Source organism: Rhizobium beringeri (assembly GCF_004306515.1).
GTDB lineage: Bacteria > Pseudomonadota > Alphaproteobacteria > Rhizobiales > Rhizobiaceae > Rhizobium > Rhizobium beringeri.
Genome location: NZ_SILG01000001.1, coordinates 405,722 through 423,149, shown reverse-complemented (window position 1 = coordinate 423,149; position 17,428 = coordinate 405,722). Strand labels below are relative to the sequence as shown.

At 61.5% G+C, this 17,428-nt stretch carries 8 protein-coding genes and 1 tRNA gene; 3 read left to right on the top strand and 6 right to left on the bottom strand.

Features of this window, described 5'->3' with window-relative positions; translation table 11 throughout:
* Positions 1-306: 306 nt before the first annotated feature.
* Entirely contained in the window at positions 307-4,932 is a 4,626-nt protein-coding gene (gene traA, locus ELH03_RS02155; RefSeq protein WP_130806647.1) for a Ti-type conjugative transfer relaxase TraA, read from the bottom strand.
* 322 nt (positions 4,933-5,254) lie between these two features.
* Between traA and ELH03_RS02150 the strand changes: the two genes are divergently transcribed.
* Positions 5,255-6,250 carry a nucleotidyltransferase and HEPN domain-containing protein gene (locus tag ELH03_RS02150; protein WP_130765934.1) on the top strand — a complete coding sequence of 332 codons (996 nt, stop codon included), beginning with the start codon at positions 5,255-5,257 and terminating at the stop codon, positions 6,248-6,250.
* Positions 6,251-6,557: 307 nt separating this feature from the next.
* On the opposite strand, the gene ELH03_RS02145 is transcribed toward ELH03_RS02150, so the two are convergent.
* Both ELH03_RS02145 and ELH03_RS02140 read right to left on the bottom strand, forming a co-directional pair.
* A tRNA-His gene (locus ELH03_RS02145) sits at positions 6,558-6,634 on the bottom strand.
* Between the two features lie 130 nt (positions 6,635-6,764).
* The gene (locus tag ELH03_RS02140; RefSeq protein ID WP_003545621.1) at positions 6,765-7,214 is read right to left on the bottom strand and encodes a phasin; all 450 of its coding nucleotides are present in this window, start codon (positions 7,212-7,214) and stop codon (positions 6,765-6,767) included.
* 213 nt (positions 7,215-7,427) lie between these two features.
* On the opposite strand from ELH03_RS02140, the gene ELH03_RS02135 reads away from it, so the two are divergent.
* Positions 7,428-11,222 (top strand): ATP-binding protein, encoded by a 3,795-nt coding sequence (locus ELH03_RS02135; RefSeq protein WP_130765933.1) that lies wholly within the window; start codon positions 7,428-7,430, stop codon positions 11,220-11,222.
* 261 nt (positions 11,223-11,483) lie between these two features.
* Here the strand turns inward: ELH03_RS02135 and ELH03_RS02130 are convergent, their stop codons facing one another.
* Positions 11,484-13,436, bottom strand: a complete 1,953-nt coding sequence (locus tag ELH03_RS02130; protein WP_130765932.1) for an acetoacetate--CoA ligase — start codon at positions 13,434-13,436, stop codon at positions 11,484-11,486.
* Positions 13,437-13,712: 276 nt separating this feature from the next.
* Between ELH03_RS02130 and ELH03_RS02125 the strand changes: the two genes are divergently transcribed.
* Positions 13,713-15,605, top strand: a complete 1,893-nt coding sequence (locus tag ELH03_RS02125; RefSeq protein ID WP_128405327.1) for an AsmA family protein — start codon at positions 13,713-13,715, stop codon at positions 15,603-15,605.
* Positions 15,606-15,694: 89 nt separating this feature from the next.
* Here ELH03_RS02125 and ELH03_RS02120 read toward each other — a convergent pair whose 3' ends face one another.
* Entirely contained in the window at positions 15,695-16,513 is an 819-nt protein-coding gene (locus ELH03_RS02120; protein WP_128405326.1) for an ABC transporter permease, read from the bottom strand.
* 3 nt (positions 16,514-16,516) lie between these two features.
* The gene (locus ELH03_RS02115; RefSeq protein WP_018244859.1) at positions 16,517-17,428 is read right to left on the bottom strand and encodes an ABC transporter permease subunit; all 912 of its coding nucleotides are present in this window, start codon (positions 17,426-17,428) and stop codon (positions 16,517-16,519) included.

The window sequence follows — 17,428 nt, the reverse complement described above, 5'->3', positions numbered from 1 at the left end:
GGGGATTTCTTCAAGGATTGCTACGTGACGCCGGGACTCACGAGAGGGGCGTTGGCTTGTCGGTTATCGGGTCGGCGACGATCTCTTCATTTCCAGCAACATGCCGGCTCCAATCGGAATTAATTCGTTTCGCATTTTCGCCGGCACGCCCTTATCGCCCACGCGTCTGATTAACGCATTCTGCTCGTCTGAGGCGCGATACCTTCTTTGCCTTCCGTTCGTTTCCCAGCCAGGATAATGCGACCGAGACGCTGCAGCCAAGAGCGATCCATTATGGATTCAGATCAGCAGACAATGGCGTCTTTTTTAAAAGCCATTCATATCGACGCCACGCCCACGGCTGACAGCCCGCTGACGCCGTTCCGAGATGATCTTCTCACTGCTCTCCCTGCGGACCGTCTGCTGGAGAACCTTCAGCTTTTCCTGCATCACCTCGAAGGCGCGGTGCTGCGCATGTGGCACGCGGTTGACGAGATCCTTTTCGCCGCGAATGATGGCGTTGCGACCAAAGCGCTCATCGAGCGCCGTGCTGACTGCGGCGAATTCCCGGCGAATGCTGGGATCGAGAGAAGCGGCAGATCCGCTCAGCTTGCGGCCATTGTTCTTCGCCTCGGCCGTCAGGCGGATGAGCACGTCCTCCGCCGCCTTCGACAGGCCGGGAATGGCGACTGCCATGCGCCGCCGTTCTTCAGTAATAGCCTGGCGTTCGGCATCGAGCAGATTGACGTAGGCCGAACCGAGCGCCCGCAGGCGGGCCCCGGCTTCAGGCATGGCCTGCACCGCCTCTTTCCGCTCCCGGCCGGCGGCCAGCATCCGGTCCATCAGGCGATCGGAACCGCGCAATGCGCCGTAGGCGGACGGATCGTTGGTCACCGCGGCTGCGATGCGCTCGCCAGCAAAACCCTTCTGAAGCAGCTCTTCGATCTTGCCGACGGCGCCGGCCGGATCGCGCCAGATCGTTGATGCCACCGCCGCCAGCGCGGCGCGCTGGTGGCGATACAGTGGTGTGGCCAGAGCGCGAGATCTCGCCTCCTCGTCGACAGGGGTCTTGAACTCGGTGACAGCGGCAAGCATGGGGACATTCTCCTTCTGCGGATCGACACTGGCCGCCGCGACGATCTTCGAACGATCCCACCGCTCGACAAGATGCTGTTCGTCGGCAAAGCGCTTCACGGCCTCGAACAGCCGGGTCAGCTTCTCACCGCTGATACTCGTCAAGTCTTCCGGCATACGCTCGATCATGTTGCGTTCGGCAACCGCATCGGCCTTCGCGGTAAAAGCGCTCCAGCCGAAGCGAGCGCTCAGCGCCTCGCTGACCGCCTTGACCTCCTGGACGATCGAGCGGTCTTCGGTGGCAAGCGCAAAGGCGGTCTTGTAGGCGTCGTCACCTCCTTGCCGGCGCACTGCCTCGATCTCCGTAAGACGTGCCATCGCCTTTTCGGAGAGCGCCGGGATTGGCAATGACATATGGGTGCGGCGGCGCTGCTCACCGAGATCGAAGCGTTCGCCATTCCGGCGGAACTCGGTGGCATGGGCGCGGGCCAGCGGCAGTAGGTCCGTCAAGGCGGTGATCGCGGCATTTCGTTCGTCGCGTGCCGCACGACCATCGATGATCAGATCGGAACCACGCAGGCGGCCGAGCCGATCGGGTGCATTGGCAAGATCGTCTGCAAGCCTGCGCGGTTCGATGCTTGTATCCGATGAAAGCGCGTTCAGGGCGACAAGTGCTGCATCCGGGTCACGATAGATCGTCTCCAACAGCGGCCGCAGGAGCGCCTCCCGTTCCTTCCAGGCCGGCGACGCAAGCTGAGCCAGTCGCGCATCTTCCTCAGCACTCCTGGCGAAGCCTGTGGCGGGCGGGATCAGATATCGGACGCGGGCAGCGTCTGCCTCCAAGACGGTTTGGGGTTCAGCCCGTTCCTCGCTATAGGCGACCCGTCGTTCCCGCTCGATCGTGAAGCCGAACGCAACGCCCGCCCGCTCCCAGAGCTTCGCCAGTTGCTTGCGCCTCTCGGCAATCCCGGCCCACCGCCGGGAAAGGTTTTCTTCCACCGCGGCTGCGGCAAGCGAAAGATGATCGAGACCGCGGCGTCGCGCAAAGTCTTGCGCCTGGGCGCGATAACTGGCCTCGCTCTCAAAATCGAGCGTCGTCGTCTTGGCGCCGGAGCGCGACAGGCGCTCTACCAACTGCTTGAACAGGTCAGGCCGATGGCTTTCCTGCTCGATGCGTTGCTGGCGTTCTGCGGCGGTTTCGATCCGTTTGGCGGTCCAGACGTTGCGGTCGACCTCTCTTTCCTCGAACCGCTTCTGGCCGGTTTGTTCGTCGACGACCGACACCTTGATCGTGACCCGCTCCACTCCGTCCTTGCGCAGGGTGACTGTATCTCCTTGCGAGATGCCACCTTCCTCGAGCGCCTTCGGCAAGCTGACGCCCCAAAGGCGATGGATGGTTCCGTCATCCGTCCTGACGTCGGCATAGGGGCTGTCGTCGGCATCCTCGTCATTCGGCCGGAACTTGGCTAGTCCTGACTCCACAAGCGCGCCGGTGACGCCGGCGGCATGATCGACATGCGGCTTCCGTCCCCATTCCGGCTTCGCCTCAAAGTCTTCCTTTGCCGAATAGAGATCGGCGCGGTCGCGATGCCGGGTCATCGACACATAGGTCAGGTGCTGGTCCATCATGCCGCTGGCGAGCACGAAGGTTCGGTCAACAGTCGACCCTTGAGACTTGTGGATGGTCGCGGCATAGCCGTGATCGACATTGCGATAGCTGTCCTCGCTGATGACGACATCACGGCCATTGTCGAGACGGACCGAAAGCAATGTGTCGCCACGTTTGTCGCCGGTGGACACGACCGTGCCGAGCATGCCGTTCTTGACATGTTGCGGACCGAGACGGGGCGCACGTGGCTCGAGGAAGCGGGCATTCTCCAGGAAGATGATGCGGTCACCGGCGGCGAAGTCCCGCGCGCCGCGTTCGGTTTGGAAGGCGCGGTTCTCACTGAGCGCACCCTCTTGCGACATCACCGATCGCAGCGCCGCGTTCAGACGCTTTACGTCCTCGTTGGTGTGGGCGAGTACGAGAAGCTCGTCGCCGCGAAGACGAGGCGTGTTTGCGCCTTCGGCAGATTCCCGAACGAGCGCGCGACGGGCATCCGTCCAGTCGGAAACGATCCGTCCGATGATTTCGTCGCGCGTCGCCGCCTCGATAAGATGACCCTGTTGCGCGTAGGCGTCGAGACCCTTCTCGGTCTCGCCGCGCGCAAAAAGCCGCGACGCCTCGCGCGCCCATTGGTGGCGCTGGCGGCGCACACCGGCAAGTTCGGCAAAACCGATGCGCTCGGTGATCGCCCGGAACGCCGCACCGGCCTGGATCGGTTGGAGCTGCATCGCATCGCCGACCAGCACGACTTTCACCTCCGCTTGCTCGGCGATGTCAAGCACGCGGGCCAACTGCTGCGACGACACCATGCCGGCCTCGTCGATGACAAGCACGTTGCCGCGTTCGAGCAATTCGCGACCGCTGGCCCAGGTGAGTTCCCAGGCGGCCAGTGTTCGCGACCTGATGCCGGAACTGTCTTCCAGCCCTTCGGCGGCTTTGCCGGCAAGGGCCGCACCAATCACCCGGCGGCCATCACTTTCCCAGGCGACGCGGGCTGCGGCAAGCAAGGTCGACTTGCCGGCGCCGGCAAGGCCGACCACGGCGGCAATGCCATTGTCGCCGGTGACATGACGGACGGCGTCGACCTGCTCCGGATCGAGCCGGAATGACGTGTCCGTATCCCGGGTCTCGACGTGTCTGATCGCGGCCGCCACCACCCGATCGGAGACGCCGAAACCCCGGTGTTCTGACAAGACCTGCGCCGACCGCGCCATATCATATTCGATGCGAAGGATCTCGCGCGTGGTGAAGACGGCGGGTTCCGCCACCTTCCCCGTTTCGGCATCGATCTGCTGCAGCTTCAGCATGATGAGGTCGTCCGACGCCATCAGCCGCGCGCGGATATTGGCGAAGACGGCGGGATCGTCGACGGTGCGATGCAGCGCCTTGGCGATGTCGCGCTCATCGAAGGTGGAGCGTTCATTGCTCAACTGCTTCAGCAGGAGCGCAGGATCTGCAAGCAGCCGGTCGGCCATCTCCTGGCGACGGGCAAGATCGGCCGGAGCAAAATACATCTCGGCACCCCTGCGGGAGAGTGCTGCCTTCTCCGGGCCGAGATGTCTTTGGGCGATGCCATCAAGGCCCTGATCGGCATAGGGACGGCCATCGAGCCGGATCTCGTGGCCGGCAAGCGCCAGATGCCGGTTGGCCGTCTCCGCCCAGGCGATCTTCCAGGCCTGCAAGGTTTCCTTGTCGCCGCCCCAGGACTTATAGACGATCCGACCCGTGGGCCGCCCGGCCGTGACAAAACGCAATGGCTCGCCATTCTCTCCCAAAACAGGAGCGTTTTTCGGCCCAAAGCCCTCTTCCGTCAGCGGTCTCACGGTCGTCAGCAGATGAATATGCGGGTTGCTATCCTTGTCGTGGTAGACCCAATCGGCGACCATTGCCTCGGACGTGAAATTATCACGGACGAACTCACGCGCCAGGGCGATGTTCTCGGCCCGCGTCAGTTCCTCCGGCAGCGCGATGATCAGCTCGCGCGCCAGCCGCGCGTTTGCCTGTTTCTCGAAAGCTTCAACAACATTCCACAGCGCTTCACTAGCACCGGCAACGGAACGCCCCTCGACCGCCGACCGGAGCCAATCCGGCATCTGATCCGGCAGAGCCAGTTCCTCGTGCACCAGCTCGGAGGCCCCGGCCCTGTAGCTGAACGACGTGCCGGCCTGTTCGTCGATCATCCTCGTGCGATGACGATAGGCGGCGGCCGCGACGACGTTGCGTCCGGCTCCCCGGCTGATCACCTGCGCTCTGACGAACATGATCGCCATGATTGTCCTCGCATATCCGGAGCAGTTGCACCAACGAGCGACATCGCTCTTTCACAATAGTCAGACCGAACGACTGACGCGCTCCGCGCTTGTCTCCGGTTTTCGCGCGGGTCCATTAACTGCGACAAATAAGCGATTTAACTATTTTATTCAAGGTAGTTTAATCTGAAACCTGTTTCACGCTTTGTTCGCCCTATGGCACAGCGTTCCAACTACGCCGGAATCAGACAATTTTTGTCCCTAAGCGCTTGAAGCTTTTCATCAATCCCTAGAGTGGAGTTGGCAACGGGATGGGACATAAGGGCAAAACAAGAGTTGAGCGATGCTAAAATTGCCAGTAGACGATATTGGATCTTTCGCCTATCGATTGCTTATGAAATCGTCGCTTGAACATATGCCGCTTCGCAAGCAGCGAGAACTCGGACGCGTCCTCGAAATCCTCCACGAGGAATTCGAGGATGCGCTGAAAGAAGGCACGGCTGATTTCAAGAAGCGCGGCAGGATCCTGAAGATCATCCTGTTCGGTTCCTACGCAAAGGGCGGATGGGTCGATGAACCGTTCACCATGAAGGGGTATCGCTCCGATTTCGATCTACTGATCATCGTCAACAACCGCAAGCTCTGCGACTTCGCCGAATACTGGCACAAGGCAGCGGACCGGCTGATCCACGAAGCCTCGATCGAAACGCCAGTGAGCTTCATCGTCCATTCCAGGCGGGAGGTGAATACCTACCTCAAGGAAGGGCAGTATTTCTTCTCGGACATTCGCAAGGAGGGCATCGTTCTCTACGAACTGGACGATGAGCCATTGGCCGAGCCCGAACCGCTTTCGTCGGAAGATCGACTGCGAATTGCGAAAGAACATTACGAGGATCGGCTAACACTTTCACGGTCTTTTCTAAAGATAGCAATATCTTGCGTTAGCGAAAAGGAACTCCGGGTCGCAGCATTCCAGCTCCATCAGGCGTTGGAACAGGCCTATTCCTGCATTCTCCTGACCCTAACAAATTACGGCCCGCCTTCCCACAACATCAAATTCCTCCGCTCCCTTGCCGAAGAACAGGATCGGCGGTTAGCTGAGGCATTTCCTCGCGATCAGCATCGTGAACGCGCCTGGTTCAACACGTTGAACGAGGCATATGTGAAGGCGCGCTATTCGAAACATTTCGAAATCAGCGAGGAAGCGCTTGGCTGGCTCGCAGAACAAACTGCGTTACTGCTCGAACTGGTTAAGATGGTTTGCAAAAGGCACCTGGAGATCCTTGAAGGCATAGTTGGCAGCGGCATAATCAAGCGAGATTCGCTTTCATGCGATTGACCAGCCTGCGTGAACGGAATTCGCCATCTCGGGCAGACCGGCTGCTACAAAGGTGACGGCCGGGAGGCGCTGGCGGGACTCGGCGGCCGATGCGTTGCGCCAACCAACAATCCGAGCCGGTCGAGGTGATAGTCACGCAGGTGCCAGAAGATCAGAGAACTGCTGGCCTAGCGCCTGGCCGGCGATGTGCGCATGCCGTCGAACAGAGGACTTTGCGAACGATCGACGTGCCCGTTCGCCACGAGGTTGTCACCGATGTCTTAGGTAAGATCTGTTACCTATGTCTTCGATATGGACAAGGGGGAGATGGTACGGTTGGGGGGTCTCGAACCTCCGACCTCAGGTGCCACAAACCTGCGCTCTAACCAACTGAGCTACAACCGCATAAATCGCGCTTGGCGCGACGGGGGTCAAATACGAGGACTTGGCGACGAATTCAAGTCCCATTCGTCGTCAATATACAAAAAGGCTGGACGCGAGGTCCAGCCCTTTATCTCCGATCGGTAAAGACCGATCAGGCAACCTTGAAGGAAGCCATGGCCTTTTCGGCGGCGTCCTTGGAGGGCTTTGCGAGCTTCTCGGCCACCTGCTTGGTGGTTTCCTGGATCGACTTCGCCTGCTCGACGGTGAGTTCGGCCTGCTTGCGGATGAACGAGGTCTGCAGCTCGAAGAATTCGGCAGGCGACTTGACGCCGAGCAGCGCTTCGAAGTGCGACAGCGAGTTCTCGGAATTGATGCGCAGGATGTCGATCGCCTTCAGGCCAATCTCGACGCTGCCGGCCTGTGCCGTCTGGACAGTGGCTTCGAGCGTCTTGCCGGCTTCCTCGCCAGCGGTCTTCAGCTTGGCATAGGCATCCTTCGACTGCTGAGCGCCCTTTTCGGCGAATTCGCGGAAAGATTCCGTGAACTTGGACGGGTCGAAAGAAGCGATTGAAAAAACGTCGTCGGTCTTTATGGTAGCCATGGGTCGCATCCTTTGGGTTGAGGCAGCCGCTGCCTGCGTTTGTTGGATGATGCTTATATAAGACATTTCATTGTGCATTGCAACAATTATTGTGCAGCGCACAAGACGTTAACCTTTCCGGCCGAAAACCCCCTCCTCTTCTGGACCGGCATGCGCCCCGCAGTTATTAATAAGCCGTTAATTTAAGAAGGCCGACAGCGACAAGGTTCGAACATGCCCGCAGTCCAATATCCGTTCATCGATATCGCCGTGCATGCACGGGTACGGGAACGCTTTTCACGCGGCGAGGCCATGGTGCTGTTTTCGGCCGATCTTGCCCGTCTGCTCTGGGCGAACGGTGCAGGTGCCGAGCTTTTCGGCCATTCGGCAGTCTATGACCTGCTCGATCAGGGGGTCGACCGCGCCGACATCACCTTCCGCCAGCTGGAAACCGCCGCGCGGCAGCTGACCGATATCGGCGACAGCCGCAGCCTGATGATCCGCGTTGCCAAGGGCTTTCAGCGTGCGCAGGTACAGGCGGCTGCCGAACTGATCCGGCTTTCCCAAGGCGAAAAGGCCATCCTGTTTTCAGTGCCGATCTCAGCAAAGCCACTCGCGGCCGGCGCATCGGCGGCGCAGATGCTGCAGGGACTTGATGATCCCGACACGCATATGGCGGTGATCGGCGCCAATGGCGAGGTCATCGCGGCTTCGCCGGGCTTTGCCTCGCTCGGGATCTCCGAGCAGACGGCAAAGACCTTGATCAACCTTGCCGGCGCACATCCCGACCGGTTGGTGAAGCGACCTGTCGCCACCGGCAGAGGCAATCTTCCGGCCGCGGTCGGCAAGCTCAGCGACGATCCGGCGTTCAATCTGCTTTTTGCCGTGGAGACTGCGATCGGTCATCTTGACGGGATCGATGCGCCCGCGCTCGACCCGGTCGATGCGCCCGCACAGGAAGAAAGCGTGCCGCCGGCCGAAGCGCTTCAGGACGAGCCTGTCGCCGCGACAGGCTTTACCGAGATCATCGACGCGGTCTCGGGAATCGAAGAGGTCGAGGAGACGCTCGAGGAGATCGCAGGCGAAAGCGAACAGCCGGCCGGGACAGCTCTAGCATCCGCAGACGAGGTGGTTGACGATGGGCTTTCTCCTGCCGGGGATGCGAAGCCGGAGAGCGACGAGGGCATGATCGATAGCAGCGCGGCTGAGGCCTCCGAGCCCGCCGCGGTCATCGAGGACGATTTGGCCTCCGTTGCCGAGACGGTGGAACCGCCTGTAGCCAGCGAAACGCCTGTCGACGACACGCCGGAGGCGGTCCAAGAAGAGCCCGTCATCGCAACGCCTGTGGTCACCGACCTGCCCCCGCTTGCGGCTGAGCCCGGCTTCGTCTTCAGGCCGAACAGCCGCGCCACGCGCTTCGTCTGGAAGATCGACGCCGAAGGCCGGTTCAACGAGGTCAGCCACGAATTTGCCGAGGCCGTCGGTCCGCACGCCTCCGATATCATCGGATCTGCCTTCGGCGATGTCGCCGCCCTCTTCAATCTCGATCCTGACGGCAAGCTTTCCGAGGCGCTCGCCCGCCGCGACACGTGGTCGGGCAAGACGATCCTCTGGCCGGTCGAAGGCACCAGCCTCGTCGTTCCGGTCGATTTGGCGGCGCTGCCGACCTATACCCGCAACCGCGACTTCGATGGGTTCCGCGGCTTCGGCGTCGTCCGGCTTTCCGATGCCCAGGAAGATCCGCTGGCGCTCGGCCTGACACTTGGCCCGGACGGCATCGGCCATGATGCCGCAAGTCTCGGCCCGCCGGCCGAGACCATTACCGAGGTGGTGCACGAAGCGGAGACAGTGCTTGAAGAGCCCCTGATCGAACCGGCCCTGACGCAAGAGGTTGAGGATCTGGCGCCGCAGACGGAGCCAGCGCCGGAAGAGATTGCCACCGAGCAGGCGGCCATCGAGACCCCTGCCCCGGAAAGTGCGGCAGAAAAAGCGGAAGGCAGCGCCGATGCTGGCGACGTTTCCGCCGCCGAGCCCGCAGCCGATCTTCCGCAAGAGCCGCCGGCGCTTCGCATTTCGGAAACGCCCAATCGCCGTTTCTCCGACAGGATCGTTCAGCTCCATAACGCCAGCGCCGGACTGACGGCCGCCGAACAGGCCAATTTCCGCGAAATCGCCAAGCGCCTCGAAGCCTTCGGCGCCAGCAAGGACGAGCCTGCCGTGCCGGCGCCGATGGAACCGGCCGTCACCGAAACCGCCGGCTTCGAAAAGGCCTCAGGACCCGAAGAGTTCGAGGCCGAAATACCCACCGCCGAGAAGGCTGATATACCGCCGCTCGAGGAGATGGTGCCGCAGGAGGCGATCTTCGAGAATGCCGTCGAGGCCGAGCGCGAAGACGACGGCGCCGCCGAAGAGCCTTCAATCATCGCGGAGGACGAGGCGACGGAAGGGCTTGAGGAGACGGTCAGCCAGATCGAGGTTCTCACAAGCTTCATTCCACCGCGCGTCAAGATGACGGACGGGCTTTCGGTGGGCACGGTCGACCAACTGCCTGTTGCCGTGCTTATCCATATCGGCGATGCGCTGATCCATGCCAATCCGGAATTCATGCGGCTGACGGGCTACGATTCGCTCGAGGCATTGCGCGAGGTGGGCGGCATCGAAGCCCTGCTGCAGCGCCGTGAACTCGAGGAAAAGTCTGTCGGCTCCGGCACCATGATGCTCGTCAAGGCCGATGATACGCTGGCGCCGGTGACCGCGCGGCTACAATCGGTGCGCTGGGAAGACGCCAATGCATTGATGCTGGCGTTGATGCCGGTGGAAGGCAAGGAAGACGGCCGTGGCGAAGCAAACCGGTCCGAGGGCCGTTCCGAAGGCCGCCCCGAGCGGATGGTTGAGAAGGTCGCCAAGCTTCAGGTCGAAGTGGAAGAATTGCGCTCGATCCTGGAAACGGCGACCGACGGCGTCGTCGTCATCGGCACCGAGGGCGACATCCGTTCGATGAACCGGTCGGCCAGCGCGCTTTTCAATTACGACGAGCAGGAGACGCGCGGCAAACCCTTCGTCATGCTGTTTGCCCATGAGAGCCAGAAAGCGGTCATCGACTATCTGAACGGCCTCTCCGGCCATGGCGTGGCAAGTGTGCTGAACGACGGGCGTGAAGTGATCGGCCGCGAGGCCGCTGGCGGCTTCGTGCCGCTGTTCATGACGATGGGCCAGCTCACCTCCTCCAACGGCTATTGCGCCGTCATCCGCGATATCACCCAGTGGAAGCGCACCGAGGACGAGCTGCGTAACGCCAAGGGTGCGGCCGAAACCGCCAACGCCCACAAGACCGATTTCCTGGCCCGTGTCAGCCACGAGATCCGCACGCCGCTCAACGCCATTATCGGCTTTTCCGACATGATGGCGGGCGAGCGCTTCGGCCCGATCGGCCATCCGCGTTATATCGAATATGCCAATGATATCGGCCGCTCCGGCCGGCACGTGCTCGACATCGTCAACGACCTGCTCGACATTTCGAAGATCGAAGCGGGCGAGATGGATCTCGATTTTGATGCCGTCGGTCTGAATGAGGCGGTCTCCGAGGCCGTGGCGCTGATACAGCCGCAGGCGAATGGCCAGCGCGTCATCATCCGCACGGCGCTGTCGCAATCGGTGCCCGATGTCGTGGCCGATCTGCGCTCGATCAAGCAGATCGCCCTGAACATCCTGTCGAACGCCATTCGCTTCACCCCATCGGGCGGGCAGATCGTCGTTTCCACGTCCTATGAGACCAATGGCAGCGTCGTCCTCAGGGTCCGCGATACCGGCATCGGCATGACGCGCAGCGAACTCGACCAGGCGATGAAGCCATTCCGGCAGGTCTCCTCGACCCAATCGCGCCATCGCGGCGACGGCACCGGGCTCGGCCTGCCGCTGACCAAGGCGATGGTGGATGCCAACCGGGCAACGTTCTCGATCAATTCGACGCCGAACGAGGGCACGCTCGTCGAGATCACCTTCCCGTCGCAGCGGGTGCTGGCCGGCTAACGCACCGTGCTTTGCGCGTCTGAAAAGACGCGCGGCAGTGTAAGCGCATAAAGAAAAGGCAGCCAGAGGCTGCCTTGAATTTGGTGCTGTTCAACAAGAGCTCAGTCGATCAACGTCATGTTTCGGAGGCCAGAAGGCCCCAGGCCGCCTCGTTCATGTGCGACCCCCAAGATGGTTTCACCTTTGACAAACCTTTCTTAACGAAAGGTTTCCATGACAGGAGATTGATAGAGGGTGAAAGCTTGTAGTTTCCGATCGCTGTCAATCCTTCAGCTCATTTAGCCCGGCGAAGAACCGCAGCGCCTCGGGATTGGCGAGGGCTTCCTGGTTCTTCACCGGCCGGCCGTGAACGACCTCGCGCACGGCAAGCTCGACGATCTTGCCGGATTTGGTGCGGGGAATATCGGCAACCGCGATGATCTTCGCCGGCACATGCCGCGGCGAGGCGCCGGTGCGGACTCGCGTCTTGATCGCCTTGACGAGATCCTCCGTCAGCACCACACCGGGGGCAAGGCGAACGAAGAGGATGACGCGCACGTCGTCGTCCCACTCCTGGCCGATGCAGAGCGCCTCGGCCACCTCCTCCATCTGCTCGACCTGATTGTAGATCTCCGCCGTGCCGATGCGCACGCCGCCGGGATTGAGCGTCGCATCCGAGCGGCCGTGGATGATCAGGCCGCCATGCTCCGTCCATTCGGCGAAATCACCGTGGCACCAGACATTGTCGAACCGGTCGAAATAGGCGGCGCGATATTTGGCGCCATCAGGGTCGTTCCAGAACATCACCGGCATCGAGGGGAAGGCCTTGGTGCAGACGAGCTCACCCTTCTCCCCGCGCACCGGCTTGCCATCATCGTTCCAGACATCGACGGCAAGGCCGAGGCCGGCCCCCTGGATCTCGCCGCGCCAGACCGGCTGCAGCGGATTGCCGAGCACGAAGCAGGAGACGATATCGGTGCCGCCTGAGATCGAGGCGAGCTGCACGTCTTCCTTGATGCCCTCATAGACGAAGGTGAACCCCTCAGGCGACAGTGGCGAACCGGTGGAGGTCATCAGCCGCAGGCTGGAAAGATCGTGACTTGCGCGCGGCGTCAGCCCGCCCTTGCGCACCGCGTCGATATATTTCGCCGAGGTGCCGAAGATGGCAAATTTTTCGGCCTCGGCATAGTCAAACAGCACGTTGCCATCGGGGGCGAAGGGCGAGCCGTCGAACAGGCAGAGCGTTGCGCCGCTGGCGAGACCGCTGACCAGCCAGTTCCACATCATCCAGCCGCAGGTGGTAAAGTAGAACAGCTTCTCGCCCGCCTCCAGGCCGCAATGCAGCCGCTGCTCCTTCAGATGCTGCAGCAGCGTGCCGCCGGCCGAATGCACGATGCATTTCGGCACGCCTGTCGTGCCTGACGAAAAGAGGATGTAGAGCGGATGCGCGAAGCCAAGCCGCGTGAACTCGACTTCCCGTGCCGCATAGGGCGCGACAAAGGCTTCAAGCGTTGAAGCCCCCGGCGTCTTGCGCGCCACTGCCTCCGCATCGCCGGCGTAGTGGACAATGATGGAGGGAACACCCAGGTTTTTTGTGACAGTGGCGACTTTGGCGCCGACATCCTGCAGCTTGCCGGAATACCAGTAGGCATCGCAGGCGATGAACAGCCTCGGGCCGATCTGGCCGAAACGGTCGAGCACACCCTGCTCGCCGAAATCAGGCGAACAGGACGACCATATGGCGCCGATCGAGGCGGCGGCGAGCATGGCGGCGACGGTCTCCGGCATATTCGGCATCATGGCGGCGATGCGGTCGCCCTTGCCGATGCCGAGTGCTGAGAAGGCCTGCTGCAGCTTCGAGACCAGCGCGCGCAGCCGGTCCCACGACCAGCGGTCCTCGGCCTTATCCTCGCCGCGGAAGATGATCGCATCGCCGTCACCGCGACCAGACAGAAGGTTTTCGGCGAAGTTCAGCGTCGCATCGGGAAAGAAGCGGGCGTCCAGCATGCGATCGCCATTGGCAAGCACCTCTGCGCCGCGCTCTCCCTTCACGCCGCAGAAATCCCAGACGGTCGACCAGAAATTCTCCCGCTCGGCCACCGACCATGCATGCAGATCCTCAAAGCCAGTAAGAGAAAGCCCGAAATCGGCATTGCAGCGTTCCATGAAGGCATGGATCGGGCTTTTTGCAACGGCATCCTCCGAGGGCACCCAAAGTGGTCTGTTATCCTGCATTCAATCCTCCTCCCCAATGCCGTCCTTATATCATGCTGCATTGCATTATAAAGCGCGGAACCGACGCGATCCGTCGCCTGGAGCATGATGCCGAAAAGTGTGAGAGGTTTTCGGACGACATCATGCTCCAATTATTTAATTGAAAGTGCTACAGCGTCCTTTGCGCGTCTGAAAAGACGCGCGGCGCTGTAGGGGATTTGCATATGCCTGATATTTCCTATATCCGGCGAAATCAGCGCATAACGGGATGACCGGCTGAATTTGCCGGCGGAGATCATGAGCACGTCAAGACATCGCAGGTGGCGCAGGAAGATCGGACCCGTTTCGCGCTGGCTTCCGGCCTTCGCCCGCCTGTCGACGGTATTCCTGCTGATCGCGCTTGCGCTTTTCGTGGCGCTCAGGGTCGCCGCACCCTATCTCATCTCGACCGGCTTCGTGCGCTCCGGCATCGAGGACGCGCTGTCGAAATGGACGGGCTACCATGCCGAGATCAAGGGTAGTCCGGTTCTCGAATTCTGGCCGACGCCGCGCATCACATTGAACCAGATCAGCATCCGCCAACCGCGCGAAAGCGGCGATAAGCTGCTCGGTACCATTGAAAGCTTGTCGGCCGATTTCAGCCTCATCGATGCGTTGCGAGGCCGGACGAGCTTCCACGAATTCCATCTGGTGCGCCCCAACCTGGCGCTGACGCGCGACGAGAGAGGGCTGATCGACTGGAGTTATGCCGGCCTGCTCGCACGCGCGATCAACGGCGTAGGCTCCGAAAACGGAGCTGAGGTGCTCGCTCCGGATCTCGATGCCGAGATCGGCGCAGTGACGGTTGAGGACGGCACGCTTGTGGTCACCGACATCAAGTCCGCCAAGACCTATCATTTCGAGAGCGTCACCGCAGATATCGCCTGGCCGAGGCTATCCGGCGCGATCTCGGCGGTCGTCATCGCGCGCATCAATGGCGAGGACCTGAAGGTCGATTTCGCCTCGCGCCAGCCGCTGCTCGCCTTTGCCGGCAGGAATGCCGAGACCCGGACGTCGCTCACATCAAACCTGTTGACCGCTCACTTCCAGGGGATTGCCAGCATCGCCAGCCTTTCGGCCCTTTCCGGCAATATCACCGCCAGCATTCCCGATGTGCCCGCACTGCTGACATGGTCGGGCAAATCGATCCCCGGCATCGCAACGTTGAAGAGCGCTTCGCTGGAATCCGACATCATGTCGTCGGGCAACGGGCTGCGCTTCAACAATCTCAGTCTGTCGCTGAACGAAGCGAGTGCCACCGGCGTAATGGACCTTTTCACCCAGCCTGGAAAACGCCCGAAGATCGGCGGTACGCTCGCCTTCGACCAGATGAACCTCAAGCCCTTCCTCGATGCCTTCGCGCTCAGGCTCGCCGCCGGCGAGGCGGAGGAAATCTCCGCCGGCATAAGCGGGCCGCTGCGGGTGCTCGATGTCGACGTCAGGCTTTCGGCACGGCGCGCGCAGATGGGTCTCTTCGAGCTTTCCGACGTTGGCGCCAGCGTGATCGTTGCCGGCGGCGAAGCGAAATTCGATATTGGCGACAGCCAGTTCGAAGGCGGCGAGATGACCGCGCACCTGGAAGCGACGCAGCGCGACTTCGACGGCGGCGGCAAGCTGCAGCTGTCGATCCGCGATGCCGACTTCGCAGCCCTTGCCGAGCGCCTGCAGCTGAAGGGTCCGCTGCCGCTTGCGACAGGATCGCTCGATCTCGACCTACAGTCGCCGAAGGCGATCTGGACGACCGGCCTTACCGACGTCACCGGCAAGCTGCACTTCTGGACCAGGGAAGGTACGATCCCCGGCATTGATGCTGCGGCATTGCGCACCCAAGCAGCCGAAAAGCCGTTCTTTCCGTTGAGCGCGGCAGCAGGCGGCGCCTTCGCTTTCAACCAGCTAAACCTGCAGGCCGATTTCGCCAACGGCTCCGCCGAGATCCATGACGCCCACGTCGCCGGGCCTACACAGACACTGACGCTTTCCGGCATCATCACCTATCATTCGAACGGGCTGGCGCTTTCCGGATCGCTTGAGGCAACCGATCCGGCCAAGGCGGCGGAGCTGCCGCTTCTGCCGTTCTTCATCGGCGGCTCATGGCCGAACCCGGTGATCTCACCGGTTCCACTTTTCGGCAATACACCCCACGCGCAATGAAGCATGTCGCGCAAAAGTGTGCAGCGGTTTTGCGATAACGACATGCGTAAAATAGAGGTCTAAAGCGCGAGGAGCACGCGCTTTAGACCTCACGCGCCGGCGGCGGCCGCGCGCTCGTCCCTCTGTCGCTGCGTTTCGCGGCGCTTGGTGACGATCGAGGCGCAGATGACGCCGAAGGCGACGACACCGATCAGGATCGTGCACACCGCATTGATCTCGGGCGTCACGCCGAGGCGGACCTGGCTGTAGATCCTCATCGGCAGCGTGGTGGCGCCGGGCCCCGACGTGAAGCTCGCAATCACCAGATCGTCAAGCGACAGGGTGAAGGCCAGGATCCAGCCGGAGAGCACGGCTGGCGCGATGATCGGCAGGGTGATCTCGAAGAAGGTGCGCACCGGCGGCGCGCCGAGATCCTGGGCCGCTTCCTCGATCGAATGATCGAAACTCAGCAGGCGCGACTGCACGACGACGGCGACGAAGCACATGGTCAGCGTCGTATGCGCGAGCGTGATCGTCCAGAAGCCACGGTCGAGACCGATCGCCACAAAGAGCAGCAGCAATGACAGGCCGGTGATGACCTCCGGCATGACGAGCGGGGCATAGACCATACCCGAAAACAGCATCCGGCCGCGAAAGCGCGTGTAGCGCACCAATGTCAAGGCCGCCATCGTGCCGAGGATGGTTGCAAACGTTGCCGACAGCAGCCCGACGCGCAGCGTCACCCAGGCAGCATCGAGCAAGGCCTGATTGCTCATCAACGAGACATACCATTTCGTCGAGAAGCCGCCCCAGACGGTTACGAGTTTGGATTCGTTGAAGGAAAAAATGACGAGAAGCACGATCGGCAGATAGAGGAAGGCGAAGCCGAGTGTGACGGAGACGATGTTGAAACGGGTCCATTTCAGCATGGTTTATTTCCCCCGCTCTTCGGCTTTGGCCTGGACATTCTGGAAGAAGACGATCGGGATGACCAGGATCAGCAACAGGATGGTCGCCACCGCCGAGGAGACTGGCCAGTCGCGATTGGAATTGAACTCGTTCCACAGCGTCTTGCCGATCATCAGCGTCTGCGACCCGCCGAGCAGATCGGGTATGACGAATTCGCCGACGGCGGGGATGAAGACCAGCATACAACCGGCCACCACGCCGGGAATCGACAGCGGGAAGGTGACGCGCCAGAAGGCGGTGATCGGCGGGCAGCCGAGATCCTGGGCGGCTTCGATCAGCGTGCCGTCCATCTTCTCGAGCGCCGAATAAAGCGGCAGCACCATGAAGGGCAGATAGGAATAGACGATGCCGATATAGACGGCGGTATTGGTGTTGAGGATGATCAGCGGCGTATCGATCAGGTGCAGCGACAGCAGCAGCTGGTTGAACAGGCCCTCCGGCTTGAGGATGGCGATCCAGGCGTAGACGCGGATCAGGAAGCTCGTCCAAAAGGGCAGGATGACGAGCATCACCAGCGTCGGCCGCAGGCCACGTGGCGCCTGCGCCATGCCGTAGGCGATCGGATAGGCGATCAGCAGCGTCAGGAAGGTGGAGATCGCGGCGATCACCACGCTCGACACATAGGCGTTGAAATAGAGCGGGTCGTCGGTGAGGTAGGTGTAATTGTCGAGGGAGAATTCGCCGATCTTGCTTAAGAGGCCGGCCCAGCCGTCGGCGAAGGAGAAGACAGGCTCATAGGGCGGCATGGCGATCGCCGTCGTCGACATCGAAATGCGGAAGACGATGAAGAAAGGCGCCAGGAAGAAGAGCAGCAGCCAGGCGTAAGGGATGACGATGACGAGGCGATTGTAGAGGCCGGACGTGAACTTGCCCAT

Bases quoted from the DNA above. Each gene is read 5' to 3' on its own strand.
- traA (WP_130806647.1), bottom strand. From the start codon at position 4,932: ATGGCGATCATGTTCGTCAGAGCGCAGGTGATCAGCCGGGGAGCCGGA.
- ELH03_RS02150 (WP_130765934.1), top strand. From the start codon at position 5,255: ATGCTAAAATTGCCAGTAGACGATATTGGATCTTTCGCCTATCGATTG.
- ELH03_RS02140 (WP_003545621.1), bottom strand. From the start codon at position 7,214: ATGGCTACCATAAAGACCGACGACGTTTTTTCAATCGCTTCTTTCGAC.
- ELH03_RS02135 (WP_130765933.1), top strand. From the start codon at position 7,428: ATGCCCGCAGTCCAATATCCGTTCATCGATATCGCCGTGCATGCACGG.
- ELH03_RS02130 (WP_130765932.1), bottom strand. From the start codon at position 13,436: ATGCAGGATAACAGACCACTTTGGGTGCCCTCGGAGGATGCCGTTGCA.
- ELH03_RS02125 (WP_128405327.1), top strand. From the start codon at position 13,713: ATGAGCACGTCAAGACATCGCAGGTGGCGCAGGAAGATCGGACCCGTT.
- ELH03_RS02120 (WP_128405326.1), bottom strand. From the start codon at position 16,513: ATGCTGAAATGGACCCGTTTCAACATCGTCTCCGTCACACTCGGCTTC.
- ELH03_RS02115 (WP_018244859.1), bottom strand. From the start codon at position 17,428: ATGGGCAAGTTCACGTCCGGCCTCTACAATCGCCTCGTCATCGTCATC.